Origin of the sequence: Sporomusa rhizae, from assembly GCF_041428845.1 — a bacterium.
In the GTDB taxonomy this organism is placed as follows: domain Bacteria; phylum Bacillota; class Negativicutes; order Sporomusales; family Sporomusaceae; genus Sporomusa; species Sporomusa rhizae.
The window spans coordinates 805,010-821,132 of sequence record NZ_CP156925.1 but is presented as its reverse complement, the minus strand read 5'-3'; the positions used below and the strand labels follow the sequence as shown (position 1 = coordinate 821,132).

The window sequence follows — 16,123 nt, the reverse complement described above, 5'->3', positions numbered from 1 at the left end:
CTTATAGGTAGCCTATCAACATCATTACCCCGGCAGTAATAACATTATGTCTGGTGTTTCAAATCCTTATAGGTAGCCTATCAACGCTATTTTGGTCTTTGGTGCTAATGGATGGGATCAGGTTTCAAATCCTTATAGGTAGCCTATCAACATAGTCTCGGATTTGAACGAGGCTATTTTTTATGAGTTTCAAATCCTTATAGGTAGCCTATCAACACCGCAGGAAATCCATGAGCATCACTACCATATACAAGGTTTCAAATCCTTATAGGTAGCCTATCAACATAGATACGCCTATTGCATTAGCGAGGCAAATCCGTGTTTCAAATCCTTATAGGTAGCCTATCAACGCGCCACGTCCATAGATACCGCCGTCAGCATTTTGAGTTTCAAATCCTTATAGGTAGCCTATCAACATATGCTCATAGGCGGGGCGACGGGAGCCGGGAAAAGGTTTCAAATCCTTATAGGGAAGAATACAACGGGACGGTTCTACTGTTTCCTTTTTCTTACTCCGTTCCATTTTTGTTGAATATCTTCTTATCACATCAGCGGAAAATTACTCTTCTATAAAATAATCCGAATCAATTCGTTTAATTTCATACACAGTCTCCGTTGCTACACCTACACCATAGTCAATCATCAACTGAGCCAGTTGCAAGCCATCGATCAGCACGATGCGGGTGCCCACTCTCGCCGCTATTTCTTTGGCTGCTTGGGTAAAGGTGGAGGTAGTGATAAAGATTCCTTTATGGGCCCCCTTCAGTTGCAGGGCACCGATAAATCCTTGTATTTCCGGGCTGCCGACTGAATTTTTCCAGCGTTTGGCCTGTACATAAATGACATCAAGACCAAGCCGGTCTTCTTTGATGATGCCGTCAATCCCTTCATCACCTGATTTTCCTACTACCTGGGCGGCATCTTCCCGGGAACCGCCATAACCCATTTTGAGTAATAGATCCAGCACCAAATGTTCAAAAAATGCCGGGGAACGATCGGAAATTTGTTGCAATAAGTCTTCCGCCAACGTATTCCGAAGTTCCTGATAGTAGCTATGGATCATTTCACTCGGTGTTTTATCGGCTTCTCCGCTATCTTCCGTTTCCGTTTGATCCGCTTTGACCTGGTAATGCGATTTAAATTCCTTAAACTCAGCAAACTGAGTTAGCAACCGATTATCAATCCGGCTGGGGTTAGTTTGCAGCACTTTCCGCCCGCGTTCGGTAATTTGAAACCGGCCTGATGCGATTGCTTCAATCAACATAGCCTTCTTTAAATGCGTCCGCGCCCAACCTAAACGATTGTAGAATATAGACTGCAAACCCGAAGGTAATTGTCTGGTCCGTTCTTCTTCGGTTAACTGCAGTTCATCCGCCAATACCTGACGTAATTCTTGCAAAGAATGTACTTGTCCATCTGACAGCCGCTTCAAAAACGGCAACATAATATCTTCATAAGTTGGCATTGCCAAACGAAAAACCTCCCAACGCTCACGCTTGTTTACAAATTATTATTAAGTACCTAATTCCCACAAAAATACAAAAATCCTGCAAGATTTTACTTTTCTCGCAGGCGGAAACGTCGAAGTTCATCGCGATTGTTAAGGTGCTCTTTTTAAGCTTATTTAACGTCTTAAAACTATTAGTTTTTTACATACACTAATGATTGCGGAGTAAAGTTTATCCCAAAATCACTTAGCGTCAAAGGATTTTTATACTTAATGACTTTTGATAACTTATAAGCAACAGCTTGGCATTTTCCTTCAAAATAACTGTAAAAGAAATCCTCATTTATTCCTGCATAGTCTTGAGTTTTTTCCCATACCCTTGAAGGCTCATCCACAATTATTTCATCAATCACAGCTTCTCCCACTACCATCATAACTGGAGATGTTGCATACATAATTAATTTTTCAACATTAGATTGACGACAGCGTGTTTTTCTAAACTCATACCTTTTTGTACCTTGAAAAATGTTATTAATGTGTTCTGGATTTATTGGCAATAAGATTTGTTGCATTTTTACCACCTAACCTAAATATAGTAACCAAGTTTTCCGGAGTCAATTGGATATTATATGGGTAACCTTGAAAAAGACCTGATTCAGAAAGTGTTTTATAGTTTACATTTTTCCCTTTACCAAAAAAGCCATTATAAACCATTTCTAATAGAATAAGATTCTTTTTTGTCAAATAAAAGTCCTGCAGTTGTTCTCTAGAGAAAACTGTTTTATTTGCAGCTAATTCTAAAAACTCAGCCCTACTAAGTTTATGTGAATTGTTTAGGTTAATGGGAATTACTTTTGTTAGAGTACAGTATGATGTTGCCACCGATTTATATATTTTACCAGTACCCATATACTTTCGATAAACAATAACTGGCTCTCCAGGACGATGGTGCATTTGTGATAACGGAGACGCAAGAAAAACTTTGGTTATACCATTAGCAGCAGCGATTTCCTCGGCCTCTTGATTAGTATTATAAAGCTCTGAGTAGGGAAACAAAGTGTCATGGAAATCTTGGTTAATAGGTAAATATCCCGCTTTCTCAAAATTAGGCAAAAGATAGGGAAAAGCTTTAAATGGAGAAGAGAGATCGAGATTTTGTTTATCTTTTAAAAATACAAGCTCTCCTCTCTTATTTTCGCCTACAACGCCGAAGCCAAATTTAGTTATTAGCTCAATTAATGTAGTATGTCTAGGAAAAACAGTCAAGTAAATTTGATTTGAGTTTGATTCCTGCCAACGCCACAGCGCTGTACCTAATGCGCCTTCTCCCATACGCTGTCCGTATATTGACTCACTTAGTTTTAAAGTCCCTATTTTTATTCTAGATATTTTTGGTAGTATACCGGTAGTAAGCTGAATATCTTCTTCTTCGCTTTTTAGATACATAAAAGCGTGGACTAAATTGTCATTATCACGAAATACATAAGCTGAATCTCTAGAAATAGCTTTACCCGTAAACCATTGAGAAAACTCAGGATAGTCACCTTTCAGCGAATCAAAAAAGGGATCGTTTAGATTACATGAAGAAAACAACATTAAGCTAAATTTGCCTGGCATCTTCTCTCCTCCCAATATGTTAAAATTTGTTTTATATAAACAGCTTTGCATAAACCGTGATCATTCTAATAAATCCCTTCCCTCATTCTGTAATATTTGCCACATAAATACAATGTCCTTCCAAATTAATACAAATAACAAAAATTTTGGTATTCTAAGATAGTATTTAATCGGAAGACTCAAAGAGTCCAACTAAGCTTTTTGAAAACCACATACATAGAATGTGACATTCGCTTACGCAAAAAAAGAAACAGACGAGAAACCTTAACGGCTTCTCGTCTGTTTTTTGATTTGCTTAGTCACTATTTCTCAGCCTATAAGTTTGACTTAATTAAGGTCGATAAATCCGATAGGCTTTATTACCTCCTTTAACCTCCCTAGCAGCTACTACTATAGCACGCCGGAATCAACACACTTCTTAAGCAGTCCGCTTGCGCTGTTTAGTACGTCTTTCAAACAATTGATATCTCCGAACACAAAAAAGTTATCTTTGGCACGGGACACTGCGACATTCATCAGGCTCTTGTTTGCATCAATAAAGAAACAGCCATCCAGTTTCCCATATACCGTAGACAAAATGATAATATTACGGTCTGCTCCCTGAAAGGTATGTATCGTACCAACGCTGATGAACGAATAATGCTGGGGCATCTGTTTTTTCAGTTCCGCCTCTATGCATTTAACCTGAGCCTTAAACGGAGTAATAATTCCAACTAGGTTTTCCTTTTTCTTTTCATCAGGATATGCTGCTTCAATAAAACTAAAGTTATTTTTCAGCCACGCAACGATCTGCTCTGCTTCCAATTTGTTTAGCCGGCTGCTGCCTTTCCTTATTGAATTATCTGAATCGATTTGTTTAAATCCCATTTGCGGCCATTGTGGTATGGCCAGCTTCTTGTCCTGCTTTCCCTTTCCTCTCATGGGCTGAAGGTTACCTTTGTAGATCAGTTCATTGCAATACTCTATTATTTCATTATAACAGCGGCGATGCTCGCTAAGGAACAATCCTCTGTCATCAAACTTCTCATATTTACAGCATTTGGCAGCCACTTTCATGACACTGGAATTGGAAGTGTTCAGTCCGGTCTGTTCCAGCAAAGCAAATTCCTCTAATTCTTTTATCGCCCCATTTGCCATCGCTAACGCTTTGTCCAGTGCCCGGTTCACACTCCATACCGGTTCTATCTGATAAATGTCACCAACAACTATAGCCCTTTTCGCCAGGGAAAAAGCACCGGCGGCAATTTCCGGGGAAACCTGTCCGGATTCATCCACAATCAGCAAATCAATGTAGTCATATAGATAAAACTTTTTTTGATCCCCATAGGCTAAAAACTGTTTCGGTAACATGAAAAAAGTCATAACCAAGCATGGTGCCAGCATACTCAGCCGGTTATAAAACTGTTCTAATACATTCTTGAAGTTTCTTCCCTTCTGCTGCTCAGACAGTGTGTCTTCCCCTCTGACCCACCGGCATTCAAAATAATGAACTGCCAGCCAAAATTCCACATACCGGATCTTTTCATCGATTAAATTATTAATGTAGTCCAACTGGAGTTTATATTTTTTGTCTTCATCATTTTTATGTAGAATGATATGATGTTGTTGCAACTGCGTCAACATGTCGTCATATTGTTTTTTGATTTCTTCCACTGCTTTTTTCTTCTTTTCAACTTCAGAAAGTATGGTATTGAAATCAATAAGCCGCAGGCTATATTTTTCTTTAATCTCATCCAAACTCATATACTCGTTTATAAAGCCCAGTTCTTCATTGTTTATAAATAAACGAAACTCCGTTTGAATTTTTTTCGAAAAGCTCTTGATAAAGTTTAGAAGCCTATAGAGAAAAGGAATCTTTTGATAGCATTGCTCCCATTCGCGCACGCGCTGTCGAAGCTTTGCGATAAGTGTTTTCCGCTCTTCGATTTGAGCTTCTAAACTGCGAATGCAATTATTTATATCTTCTTCGTCTAAACTGTAAGGGACAAATTCATGTGCCAAGGACAGCAACGTATCTTTACTCTTTTCAACAAATAGTAACTCCTCGTGCAGTTTATTCTGACAGGCACTAATATCTTGGTATTTACTGCGAAAGTATTCATTACAGCTTTTGACTAGCCTAGTTCTGGACTTCTCAATATTCTCTTTGTTGTCAACATCCGCAACGAAAAATTCACCTTTTTGGTTGGTATATTGGTACCCCTTTTCTTTTGACTCCTTTTCTTTTCTCGCTGATGGAAAATAAACGGCAAAACTTTTGACTCCTTCAATCCATCTTTCTTCTAAATTGGCTATCCCTGTAGGTTCGATTTTCCCGAAAGAATCAATAATATTAGTTACTGCCTGATTATTAGTGGATGCCGCAATTATAAGCGGTGCTTTCTCTTTGTTGATTGCCCGTTTAACATACATATCGGCAACAATGGATTGAAGCAAGGTGGTTTTACCAGTTCCCGGCGGGCCATTGACCGCGAGTATATCACCGTCACGCATAGCATTAAAATGGTTCACGACTTCTCGCTGTGACGGGGATAAAGGATACTTTCCGCCCATTTGTCCGCAATGGCTCTGCATGGTCGCCAAAGTATTGTCGAAAAGCGGAACAGTAGCTTCCACCTTGGTCGATACAAAGTTTTCGTACAGCGCATTAGGCTGATCATTTTCCTGTAGATAATTATACAAGTTTAATATATGGTAGGTCGCAATTACCGTCTTGTCCAGAAAAACATACATATTATTTTCCAGCTCAAAGTACGGTTCTTTGGCATCCAAATTCCGAATGGTCTTTTGTTCAAACTTGGAATCTGTTACAGATTCATAAAGTTCTTGGAAAAACGCCACATAATCCGACCAGGACTGAATCTTCTCAATCTGGTCCACATGATTACTCATAAACTTGTCAAGTGAGTCAGCATCCCCTATGGCAAGTTTAGGCTCAATCATTGGCTGTAAATATTCTCTGGGAAACCAGGGAAGCTTCTTATCCCCATCATCAAATTTTAGCTTGCCATCCTTCTCAAGTACTGCCGGGATGTAAAACAGTCCCGTTAATTCTTCTATTTCATCCTGTACTTTACTATTTGCATCAAATATTGTTTTGATAGTTTTTGCACAAATGATGACATGAAGCGAAGATTTTTTTCTGGCTTCGTCTTCATCATTAGAGGTATTTTTCTGAGCATCTACAAAAATTTCTTCGCAAATAGCCGCAGTAACCTCACCCCGCAGCAGTTCTTCCAGGTTAATAATATGATAGTTGTCCACCTTAAAATCAACACCCATATTAGCCTGAGCGGATACAGCACTTCTAAAATATTTCGTAATCTCTTGTGTTCTACGCTTCATCTAATTCTCCTTAAATATAAAAATCCCAGGTTATTTTTAAACATATCAAATACATTTCTCCTCAATTTCTCAAAGACTTTCGCAAATAATCATACACCAGGCTTCTATAAGATATTTGTTATAACACCATAAAACACCTGCCAAATTCACACCAAATTTAGCAGGTGTTACCTTTTTTTATAGGAGCATTTTAGTTGCCAAAACAGGAACGTCCCTTAGTGTCACCCAAACACAAGTATGTGAAAGACCTGTCAACTTAATATAGTGACAAAAGTTTAGTTAGCTGGATTGTATGCCATTTACATGGTTTCATAATCAATCCATTTTTTATCTTCAAAGCCGCATCTTAAGCATTTTAAACTAATGGTTATCCACTCAAAAGCATTTACCCAGTCATCTTCAACAAATCTGGTATCCTCACTATTTTCTAAAACCTCAGCAATAAAGTCTGCCTGCCCTTGGGAAGAAATAGCTACGGAAACTTTATGAGAATCATTAGTGCATTGTGGACACGACCATAGTTTTTCTTCCACTGGAAAACTATCAGATCCAATTAATCCACTCTCATCACTGCAAACAAATCCATCCCAACCATGCAGGTTGCTATCAAAAATCAGATGAAGTTTGCCACATTTTTGGCATTTGCACTTTATAACTAAATAAAAAACACCCTCATACTCGCATAACGTTACGATACCATTTTGATAATCCCCAATAAAATTGATTGTAAATTCGTCATTTCCGCAATCACATCTAATATCGCCGGTTATCTCAAATTCGTCATTTTCACCCTTGGGAATAAGTATATGCTTAAGATGCGTTGGTATTGGCAGGATGTTCTTCATTGTACTACTCCTTCCAAGAAGGCTCATTCAATTCTTCTGAATGCGCAAAACCTTCCCCGTTTCAAATAATTAATTTACCATAAAAAGACAAAGTTCCTGCAAATTGTAAAAACATTTTGCAGGAACTCCTATAAAAAAGAGATAACAATTACGTTACCTCTTAAAAAACATAAATTTAGAATTTGTATGTTACCCCATACCCCATGCCTTTAATTGTATAGTCTGCATCATTACCAAATCCTGCGGCAATGACATTATTATATTTTACCTTGTCATATCTGTTCTGAGCGTAAAACAAATTAAAATCTAGGTTTTTATCAATAGCATATGCTGCACCAATTTTCCATGCATTACTATCTCTACCGGTAGCAACCGTAGCATATCCCGTGATTTTATCACTTAGTTTAGTTTGCCCAGTTACACCTATTTGCCAGTTTGTTTTAGAATCTCCATCTAAGTCATGACCAGCAATATCATATGATGATTTTACTTTATTAAACCCAGTAAAAATCGTGAAATTATCATCTGCTTTGTAAAGGATATTAAACTCTTGAGTATTTAATTTTCCATTAGCGGTTCCCAGTATAGTATTGTAATCCTTGGATTTAGGGTTGAAATTTTTATATTCAAAGGCAAATTTATTACCTAAGCCAACCGTTAACCCATATTCCCAATTCGTTTTAGCATCATAAGTTTCACTGCCAATACTATCACTTACTTTAATGTCACCACTTGGTCTTGCAGAAATATCAATAGCTACTTTTCCTTGTGAAAAGTCATTAAGCGGTGCAGCACAAGCAAGAGAAGTAACCAATGATAAACCTGCAACAATACCTACGATTTTCTTTTTCATATAAACCTCCATTAATCAAAAATATCATGAATATTATACCATTTTATATATTTTTTGTCTATTTTATGAATTTTTGTAAAGCTCATTAACGTCTTAACCCATTAATCTAAATACTATCGGAATATCCACAGCAGAGACAATTGTTTGACCATTATCTGCTCTTGCTGGAATAAAACGCCATTTGCTTACGGCATTTACTGCTGCTTCATCAAGAATATCATGACCGGAACTTTCAGCAACTTCTACATTAGATACTTTTCCTTCGACCGATATTGTTATTCTCAATAATACGTCCCCTTCTAAATGATTTGCCCTAGCTTCCGATGGATACTCAGGATTGATACTGTAAAGAAGTACAGGTTGTTTTTTCTGGCTGTTCCTATCAGAGTTAGTAGTATTATCATTTGCATAGACAAGCCCAAATGTAAAAAGAAACAATACTGTAAATATTATTATTTTCCTCATTTTACCCCTCCAATGTATTATAGCATGACAATAGGGACCCCGAAGGGAATTGTGGACTTACCCATCTGACAGCCGCTTCAAAAATGGCAACATAATATCTTCATAAGTTGGCATTGCCAAACGAAAAACCTCCCTACGCTCACCATTTCACGCTTGTTTACAAATTATTATTAATTACCTAATTCCTACAAAAATACAAAAATCCTGCAAGATTTTGATTTCTTGCAGGGGAAGATCATGCAAGGGGGTAAGTAGACCGGTATCCCATCTAGTATGTACGAGGAGAAAGGGATATTGGCACGATAAGCTACTTTATATTGGAATAAAACTATAAATGTGCTAAAATGAAGTTTAAGCTTTATACATTTTGGGTCTTTTTGGAGGAAATCAATGTTTAAAGACTTTAGCACTTGGAAAATCTATGATGGGGCCCATGAAGGTAGCGGTAGAAGTGAAAAAATTTGGTTAAAAGATCCTATAATAGGTCAAATAGGTTTATTTAAGTTTAAAAAAGATTTTGAAACCAAGGATCATGTATCAGAAAAACTGGCATCGGATTTAGGAGCGTTATTAGAAATACCCTGTGCTAAAGTAGAAATTGGTCTATATAAAAATCGCGAAGGTTCCATGAGCTATTTGATCAATAATGATACTGAAGAACTTATTGAAGGAATCTCGCTTATTAATCAATACTATCCAAATTATAGTGCTGAAAAAATGTATGATAGTTCTTTAGACCAACAATACTCAATCCATATGTTAGTCAAATCAATTAATAAGTATGGTTTGCTTCAAGATTTACTAAGAATGCTCATTTTTGATTATCTTATTGGAAATACAGATCGGCACCAAAATAACTGGGCAATTATTAAAACGGGTACTGGGACTTATAAATTTTCTCCTTTGTATGACAATAGTTCGTCCCTATGCTGCTATATATTGGAAAGAGAAGTAAAAAATTATTTAGGCAATGATTTAAAGAGACTATATTCGCTCGTTCGAACTAAATCTAAATCAATTGTGAGACTTGATGAAAAAAATAAAAACAAGCCCCTCCATGAAGAAGTACTTAAATATATAAATATAAACTACCACAGTGAAGTCAATGATTTTATTAAAAAACAAGGACAAAAGTTACTTCTGAAACAATAGACACTTTATTAGCCGATTACCCGGAAGGCTTATTGAGCAATGATAGAAAAAAATTAATAAAACGATTTTTACTTGAAAAGATAAAATTAATGGTTACAATTATCGAAGGAAAGGAGGCATAAAATGTCTATTAAAGAAGGCAGGGATTATCTTCTGCTTGTTTGGAAGGAACCTGAAACAAAAAGAAGATATATTGTTGGAGAATTATCAAAAAATGGGCAATTTGAATTTTTATATGGTTATGAGGTTCACAAAGCTATATCTGCAGGCTTTGAATTATTAATTGCTTTTCCTGACATTAACACAGTATATAAAAATGACCAATTGTTTCCGGTATTCGCAAGTAGACTACCTGATCCAAAAAGAAAGGGCATTGAAGCTATCCTTGAAAAGTATGGATTATCAGAGTATGACTCATATAAACTTCTAAAAAGTAGCGGTGCTAAATTACCTATTGATAAATTGGAGTTTATTGATCCTATATTTTATTTTGAATCAGGTAAGCAAGTACGAAGATTCTTCATAGCTGGTACCGGATTTTGTCTTGGTTGTAAAGGCGAAATTTGTGATAAATCTATTGAAGTAAAATTACACGAAGAATTAAAATTAATTCCGGAACCGGAAAATGAGCATGATCCGTATGCAGTTAAAATTGCCAATGAAAAAGGAACTTTAGGATATTTGCCACGATATTATTCTGAAGGTATTAGTAAACTAATTAAAAGTAATGCAAGTATTACCTGCAAAGTAATTGAAGTTAATCAAGATAATATGTGTTTGGAATGTATTCAAGTAGAACTATCAATTCAAAAATAAATTTGTTTAAGTTAAATTAAAGCATCTGCTAAGCTCAGGTGCTTTTTTACTGCCCATTTTTAGGAGGTGATTCTTTGCGCAGGTACTGTTAAGATTTTTTTGCAAATTAGTTGTAAGCGTCCTTTGACAAGTGTTATCATATTTCTGACCTCAGCAATATGATTAGCAGCCGTATAACCACTTTTTTCACAAACCAGCTTGAACTCAGCGAACTGAACCAGTAAACGGTTATCAATCCGGCTGGGTTAGTTTGTGAGGACACTAAGGGACATTCCTTTTTTGGCACTTTATTTTAGGAGCATTTAGTTGTCAAAACAAGATCATCCCTTAGTGTCACCCCTTTTTAGTTTCCACCCATTACCAACAGCAGTATTATTTGGCATAAATTACAAGTAGAAGAAACAAAAAAAGATTTGCTAGAAATGTCAGTCTACATTTATTTAAAAAATTTATAATCCTGTACCTATATATTTTAGTCTAAGCTGCTCGTTATCTTTAATAAGACGAACATATATAGATTTATTTAGTATCCAGCCAAAACTATCAATATGTCCATTCCCTGCTTCCCAATAAGGGCTAAATGACCTAACAGAATATACTACACTATAGATTGAATCATCTTTTGGGTAATTCACCTTTCTAACTTCTACATCTTTATAATCAAATATTTTTATGTCCGAAAATATAGATCTATCTTTGCAATGTTCTAAGTCCATAATAAATAGCTTTTCTACTATTTCCGTATCGGGTAAATCATTCACTTCATTTAAAGAAATTATTGGTTTAAAAGCCTCATCAGTAGTACTTCCGCTCCCATTTAAAATGATTCCTGCTAAAACTAACACAAATAATAAAACAGAAAACTTCTTACCTCTTTTCACGAAACAACTCCTTCAGAGAATATCTCGACAAAAGCATTGCCAAACGAAAAACCTCCCTACTCTCACCGGTTCACGCTTGTTTACAAAATTATTATTTAAGTACCTAATTCCCACAAAAATACAAAAATCCTGCAAGATTTTAGTTTTCTTGCAGGTGGAGGCGTTCTAAACTCCTATAAGCAAAACTAGGGGACGGTGGTAGTGTCTTATCAACTCAAATCAAGACACCACCACCGCCCCCTAGTCTCTTACAGGTTTATCAAATTTACGTAACTCCCTTGCCGCAGAATTCAGTACAACCAATTCATACATTTTCGTTCTCTCTTTTCAAGTCGGAAAGCGAAACATATTCTTTTTTGCTATACTCCTGTTCTGCTTCGGCAACTAAGCTATCCAATGCCTTATTTAACTGTACCTGATACTCTTTTACCGTCTGCTCTGTCACGATTTTTCCGTCCTTTGCTATATCGGCCCGAATAAGGTCTTGTAACTCGTCCGAGATTGTACGGGGCTTCAAAATTATCTGCTCCCCCTCAATTATGATTTTAACTTTACTGCCTACTCCAAGTTTGAATTTATCCCGAACCTCTTTAGGTAAAACGAATTGTCCTTTACTGCTCATTACAACGTCATATTCCATATTACACCTCTAAGTACGAAGTAAGATTTCCTACTTTTATTATACCAATATACACCGAAAGCTCAAGCAGCAAAAAAAACGCAAATCAACAACCTCAATTATGCGTGGAGTAAGCAGTAATAAGCACGCTCCAAGCAGCAACAAGATGATTCGTGCTAATTTTTTCAAGTTAATGCTCCTTGCCAATAAAGTTGATTGTTTTTCTTAACCATATTACACAGTATATTGTAATAATTCCGATATTTGTAAAACCGGTTAAGGAAATAGGTAAAATACTCGATTTTCTTATTGTGGCGTATTCTAGAGGAATAAAATGGGAAGCAAGGGGGCAGTAAGAGCTGGCTTAAGTCTTGTGAAATAAACGTAAAATGATATAAATACTTGTCATCAACTCAAACAAGACTTACATCTTGCTCTCTTTATATTTTTCGACATCATATTACTAAGAGAGGTGCAGTAAAAAATGGGGAATTTATTTTCAGCGATAAACCGTCTTAGCCTGGTGCTGTTGGTGGTTGGTGCCACGCTCATTAGCGTGAGTTACAGTGCTTTTATTACTTCTTTCCGGCCGCCGGTCAGCTTTGAAGCTTTGCTGGAGGGGCAAGCGGTAAAACCAGGCAGTCATGTTGCAGGCAATGTAGTGAGTGCCTTCCCGCCGTTCGCTTCGCAAACCACCTATACAAAATATAAAAACGGCAGTCGAAGTACGGAGCGGGCTTCGGGTAGTTTTTATGTCATTCCAACTGACAAGGGCTTCATTGGCTTGAAAACCAACGAGGATCAGGTTGTTGCTATGGATCAGCTGGTTGAAGAGACATTACGGTATTCCGAAGAAGGCGGTACGCCGCCGACAAAGAAGGTATACATAGAAGGAGAAGTTCTCCCGATGGAGCCGAAGCTGGTCAAGTATTACAAGGAGTACCTGAAGGAAAGCGGTTTTTCGGCAGCGGAAATTAAGGCTATGGGCGAGCCGCTGGTCATACAGTATACAGTATTTCGAAATGTCCAGCTTATGGTTGCCGGCGGCATTATTGTAATTCTGGCGGGCATTGGCTTGATAGTTAGAAGATACAAACAACTTTCCGCCGAGGAGTCGGCGGGAGATAACGTTGTCTCCTAGTGCCAGGCTATTGCCGATGTCATCACCCGGAATAGGCCTTCCCTGAGCCGTTTTCTTTCGCGCTTGAAACCGACGAATATCGCCAATTTCACTAACGATGATGGCCGCTGTCATCATCCCAACGCCTTTGATTTCAAAAGGTAGTTTCCTACTCGATGGTATATATTGCAAAAATTTCGTCTAAAATATAATATACATAAATAATAGCCGAAATTTTATTGATTACAAGATGTATTTCGGCTATAATATAATAAACTTTAATTTTAGACGATGAGGTAATTCCATGAATTATATAAACAGAGCGATGGAGAATACGTTTCTCCGTCTTAGCAAGGAGTTTCCAGCATTGCTGCTCACCGGTCCAAGGCAGGTTGGCAAGACAACCATGCTGCAAAAACTAGCTTCGGAGGAAAACATAGGGCGGGAGTATGTGACACTGGACGATTTGACGGAACGCCAAATGGCGAAGAACGACCCGAAGATGTTCCTGCAAATCCACAAGCCGCCGGTGTTTATCGATGAGGTACAGTATGCGCCGGAGCTGTTTACCTATATCAAAATACATGTTGACCAGAACCGACGGGCCGGTGACTTTTGGTTGACTGGTTCGCAGGTATTCAAATTGATGGAGGGAATACAGGAATCGCTGGCTGGGCGTGTCTGCCTGCTGCATATGGCTCCCATGTCACAGGCGGAAATCTATGGTGCTGCCAATGCCCCTTTTGTGCTGGATTTGGAGCAGCTGTCACAGCGAATAAAGGAGCGCACTCCTATTGATACGCCTGCACTTTATGAGCGTATTTTCAAAGGCGGTATGCCTGCCCTCATCAGCGGACAGTATAGCGACCATCGGATAGTTTATTCCAGCTACATCAGTACCTATATAGACCGGGATGTAAAAGAGATCTCCGGCACCATAGATTCGCTCAAGTTCATGGATTTCATTACGGCCGCCGCTGCCCTATGCGGGCAGATGCTCAACTACAAGACTATTGCTGACGCTGCCGGGATTGACCAGATTACCGCCAAAAACTGGCTGGGGATTCTAGAGCGACTGGGTATTGTCTTTTATCTCCACCCGTATTCTAACAATATGCTGAAACGCATGGTAACCAAGCCAAAGCTCTATTTCTATGACTGCGGGTTGGTGGCATACCTGACCAAATGGAGTAACAGTGATACCCTGATGAACGGTGCCATGAGTGGTGCGATTCTTGAGAATTTTGTGGTATCTGAGATTGTCAAGAGCTATCAGAATTGCGGCTGGGCAGCCTATATTTATTACTATCGGGATAAGGATACTAAGGAGATTGACATTCTCCTAGAGGACAGCGGTAAGCTATACCCCATGGAAATCAAGAAAACTGCCACGCCGCAAAAGCAACTCACTCGTGTGTTTGGTGTGATTGACAAGGCTACTTTAGAGCGTGGAACAGGAGCTGTGCTTTGTACGACTGATCGGTTGTCGGCGTTTGACAGCCAGAATTTGATTGTGCCTATTTGGGGGATATAATTTAAATGCCTTTGGCCGTTACTTTTGTAATGGCTAAAGGCATTTTAGGTTGAACGCCGCGGTTTTTCAGGCCGTTAAGATAAATTATTTATTAACAACAAAGTTTGCCGGCAATACAAAATCATAGATGCATTAAAATAAGAACCGGCAATAGGCAAAACTGCTTATTACCGGTTCTTATCTCCATTGGGAGAACTCTTTAGATATAAATTATTGTCAGATTTTAAAAACCGTAAAAGAATGAAGCTAGATTAATCCGGTTGCTTGGCAGATAGCAAAGGCAACAAAGGAAGCGATAAACGGTCCAACGATTGGAACCCACGCATAGCCCCAGTCGGAACTGCCCTTGCCGGTAATCGGCAGAATGGCATGCATGATGCGGGGGCCAAGATCACGGGCAGGATTCAAAGCATATCCACTTGGCCCGCCTAAGCTTAAGCCCACTGCCCAAATGGTCATGGCAGCCAAATAATTGCCAAAACCAGCCGAGAAACCCGCGGCACCTGTCACTAATTTACTGCCAAAGGAAGTAAGACAAACAAACAACAGTGTAGTTGCTATAATTTCGCAAAGACAAGCAGCTATATCATTTTTAATCATGGCTCCAGAGGTAAAACTTCCTAATATATTGCCCTGGTCTTCCGTAACCTCCCAGTGAGGTAAATAGGCCAGCCAGACCAAAAAGGCACCAAGCATGGCGCCAAGCAATTCGGCAATCATGATGGGAATAGCTGCCGCAACCGTATATGCCCCCGCAAGTACTTTAAATAGAACAAGAGCCGGATTTAATTCACCCGCACCACCGAGAGAGTTGCTCAAAAAAGCGCCCAGCATAACAGCAAATGCCCAGCCTGCGGTGATGGTAATCCAGCCGCCGCCTAACACGCTGATGTTTGCTCTTGATTTATGCAGGTTAACGTTGGCACACACACCACAACCAAATGAAGTAAGAATCGTCGTACCGAGAAATTCAGCTACTACCATGGACATAATTCTCATTCCTCCTTAATTATTCTTTCCTATCTTCCTGCTATCCCCCATTACACTTTCGTTTTTCACCAGCCTTTCCAAATTAGGTTTTTAGAAAAAAGAAGTCCATTTATGCCCAACCTATCTGTAGATATAAGTCGGGAATAAACGGACTTCTCTTATCTCTCGTCCCAGTATTCATTTTTGAATCCCATACCGGATAACTGCCAATATAAAAAGCAAGTTCCATGCCAACTGTAAAAAAAGCAGCAAGTATCTGCCAGTTCCAGAATTTTAGCTTATCTGTTGACTCCTTTTGATTGCAAATTCAATTCATTATTGAAAGCAGCGGGGAATAATTCTCCAAACACTGGAAATTATTCCCCACTTAGTTCCCCTAATGGCAAGTAAGGGACAATCGGCACATTCCTTTTTCGGCACTTTACTTTAGGACGCGCCG

The 16,123-nt window shown here is 38.5% G+C and carries 14 protein-coding genes, 1 pseudogene and 1 CRISPR repeat array (1 of these 16 only partly in view); of the genes and pseudogenes, 4 read left to right on the top strand and 11 right to left on the bottom strand.

The window, feature by feature from the left end:
- Window positions 1-483: a CRISPR direct-repeat array (repeat unit 30 nt; unit sequence GTTTCAAATCCTTATAGGTAGCCTATCAAC) (it extends 1,075 nt beyond the left edge of the window).
- A gap of 76 nt (window positions 484-559) precedes the next feature.
- The 7 genes from SRRS_RS03780 to SRRS_RS03750 all read right to left on the bottom strand — a co-directional run bounded on the left by SRRS_RS03780 (window position 560) and on the right by SRRS_RS03750 (window position 8,572).
- Entirely contained in the window at window positions 560-1,465 is a 906-nt protein-coding gene (locus SRRS_RS03780; protein WP_371369705.1) for a restriction endonuclease, read from the bottom strand.
- Between the two features lie 176 nt (window positions 1,466-1,641).
- The gene (locus tag SRRS_RS03775; RefSeq protein ID WP_371366371.1) at window positions 1,642-2,019 is read right to left on the bottom strand and encodes a hypothetical protein; all 378 of its coding nucleotides are present in this window, start codon (window positions 2,017-2,019) and stop codon (window positions 1,642-1,644) included.
- Window positions 1,979-3,064 carry a hypothetical protein gene (locus SRRS_RS03770; protein ID WP_371366369.1) on the bottom strand — a complete coding sequence of 362 codons (1,086 nt, stop codon included), beginning with the start codon at window positions 3,062-3,064 and terminating at the stop codon, window positions 1,979-1,981. The genes SRRS_RS03775 and SRRS_RS03770 overlap by 41 nt, the downstream gene beginning before the upstream one ends.
- 390 nt (window positions 3,065-3,454) lie before the next feature.
- Entirely contained in the window at window positions 3,455-6,409 is a 2,955-nt protein-coding gene (locus tag SRRS_RS03765) for a DEAD/DEAH box helicase (protein WP_371366367.1), read from the bottom strand.
- 299 nt (window positions 6,410-6,708) lie between these two features.
- A complete protein-coding gene (locus tag SRRS_RS03760) occupies window positions 6,709-7,254 on the bottom strand; it encodes a hypothetical protein (RefSeq protein ID WP_371366365.1) in 546 nt (181 codons plus the stop codon).
- Window positions 7,255-7,429: 175 nt separating this feature from the next.
- Complete coding sequence (locus SRRS_RS03755; protein ID WP_371366363.1) at window positions 7,430-8,107, bottom strand: hypothetical protein; 678 nt, start codon at window positions 8,105-8,107, stop codon at window positions 7,430-7,432.
- A 93-nt stretch (window positions 8,108-8,200) separates the two neighbouring features.
- The gene (locus SRRS_RS03750) at window positions 8,201-8,572 is read right to left on the bottom strand and encodes an energy transducer TonB (protein ID WP_371366361.1); all 372 of its coding nucleotides are present in this window, start codon (window positions 8,570-8,572) and stop codon (window positions 8,201-8,203) included.
- A gap of 390 nt (window positions 8,573-8,962) precedes the next feature.
- Between SRRS_RS03750 and SRRS_RS03745 the strand changes: the two genes are divergently transcribed.
- Window positions 8,963-9,724 (top strand): HipA domain-containing protein, encoded by a 762-nt coding sequence (locus SRRS_RS03745; protein WP_371366359.1) that lies wholly within the window; start codon window positions 8,963-8,965, stop codon window positions 9,722-9,724.
- Between the two features lie 123 nt (window positions 9,725-9,847).
- Window positions 9,848-10,540, top strand: coding sequence for an HIRAN domain-containing protein (locus SRRS_RS03740; RefSeq protein ID WP_371366357.1), 693 nt, complete (start codon window positions 9,848-9,850; stop codon window positions 10,538-10,540).
- Window positions 10,541-10,989: 449 nt separating this feature from the next.
- On the opposite strand, the gene SRRS_RS03735 is transcribed toward SRRS_RS03740, so the two are convergent.
- A complete protein-coding gene (locus SRRS_RS03735) occupies window positions 10,990-11,421 on the bottom strand; it encodes a hypothetical protein (protein WP_371366355.1) in 432 nt (143 codons plus the stop codon).
- Between the two features lie 304 nt (window positions 11,422-11,725).
- A complete protein-coding gene (locus SRRS_RS03730; RefSeq protein ID WP_371366353.1) occupies window positions 11,726-12,061 on the bottom strand; it encodes an AbrB/MazE/SpoVT family DNA-binding domain-containing protein in 336 nt (111 codons plus the stop codon).
- A 463-nt stretch (window positions 12,062-12,524) separates the two neighbouring features.
- Between SRRS_RS03730 and SRRS_RS03725 the strand changes: the two genes are divergently transcribed.
- Entirely contained in the window at window positions 12,525-13,181 is a 657-nt protein-coding gene (locus tag SRRS_RS03725) for a DUF6709 family protein (RefSeq protein ID WP_371366351.1), read from the top strand.
- A 60-nt stretch (window positions 13,182-13,241) separates the two neighbouring features.
- Here the strand turns inward: SRRS_RS03725 and SRRS_RS03720 are convergent.
- Window positions 13,242-13,352 (bottom strand): annotated as a pseudogene (locus SRRS_RS03720) (transposase); the annotation flags it as partial.
- A gap of 112 nt (window positions 13,353-13,464) precedes the next feature.
- On the opposite strand from SRRS_RS03720, the gene SRRS_RS03715 reads away from it, so the two are divergent.
- The gene (locus SRRS_RS03715; protein WP_371366350.1) at window positions 13,465-14,694 is read left to right on the top strand and encodes an ATP-binding protein; all 1,230 of its coding nucleotides are present in this window, start codon (window positions 13,465-13,467) and stop codon (window positions 14,692-14,694) included.
- A gap of 246 nt (window positions 14,695-14,940) precedes the next feature.
- On the opposite strand, the gene SRRS_RS03710 is transcribed toward SRRS_RS03715, so the two are convergent.
- Window positions 14,941-15,684, bottom strand: coding sequence for an MIP/aquaporin family protein (locus tag SRRS_RS03710; protein ID WP_371366348.1), 744 nt, complete (start codon window positions 15,682-15,684; stop codon window positions 14,941-14,943).
- Between the last annotated feature and the right edge of the window lie 439 nt (window positions 15,685-16,123).

Coding starts and splice junctions, on each gene's coding strand:
- SRRS_RS03765 (WP_371366367.1), bottom strand. CDS start 6,409: ATGAAGCGTAGAACACAAGAGATTACGAAATATTTTAGAAGTGCTGTA.
- SRRS_RS03750 (WP_371366361.1), bottom strand. CDS start 8,572: ATGAGGAAAATAATAATATTTACAGTATTGTTTCTTTTTACATTTGGG.
- SRRS_RS03760 (WP_371366365.1), bottom strand. CDS start 7,254: ATGAAGAACATCCTGCCAATACCAACGCATCTTAAGCATATACTTATT.
- SRRS_RS03770 (WP_371366369.1), bottom strand. CDS start 3,064: ATGCCAGGCAAATTTAGCTTAATGTTGTTTTCTTCATGTAATCTAAAC.
- SRRS_RS03755 (WP_371366363.1), bottom strand. CDS start 8,107: ATGAAAAAGAAAATCGTAGGTATTGTTGCAGGTTTATCATTGGTTACT.
- SRRS_RS03715 (WP_371366350.1), top strand. CDS start 13,465: ATGAATTATATAAACAGAGCGATGGAGAATACGTTTCTCCGTCTTAGC.
- SRRS_RS03725 (WP_371366351.1), top strand. CDS start 12,525: ATGGGGAATTTATTTTCAGCGATAAACCGTCTTAGCCTGGTGCTGTTG.
- SRRS_RS03775 (WP_371366371.1), bottom strand. CDS start 2,019: ATGCAACAAATCTTATTGCCAATAAATCCAGAACACATTAATAACATT.
- SRRS_RS03745 (WP_371366359.1), top strand. CDS start 8,963: ATGTTTAAAGACTTTAGCACTTGGAAAATCTATGATGGGGCCCATGAA.
- SRRS_RS03780 (WP_371369705.1), bottom strand. CDS start 1,465: ATGCCAACTTATGAAGATATTATGTTGCCGTTTTTGAAGCGGCTGTCA.
- SRRS_RS03740 (WP_371366357.1), top strand. CDS start 9,848: ATGTCTATTAAAGAAGGCAGGGATTATCTTCTGCTTGTTTGGAAGGAA.
- SRRS_RS03710 (WP_371366348.1), bottom strand. CDS start 15,684: ATGTCCATGGTAGTAGCTGAATTTCTCGGTACGACGATTCTTACTTCA.
- SRRS_RS03730 (WP_371366353.1), bottom strand. CDS start 12,061: ATGGAATATGACGTTGTAATGAGCAGTAAAGGACAATTCGTTTTACCT.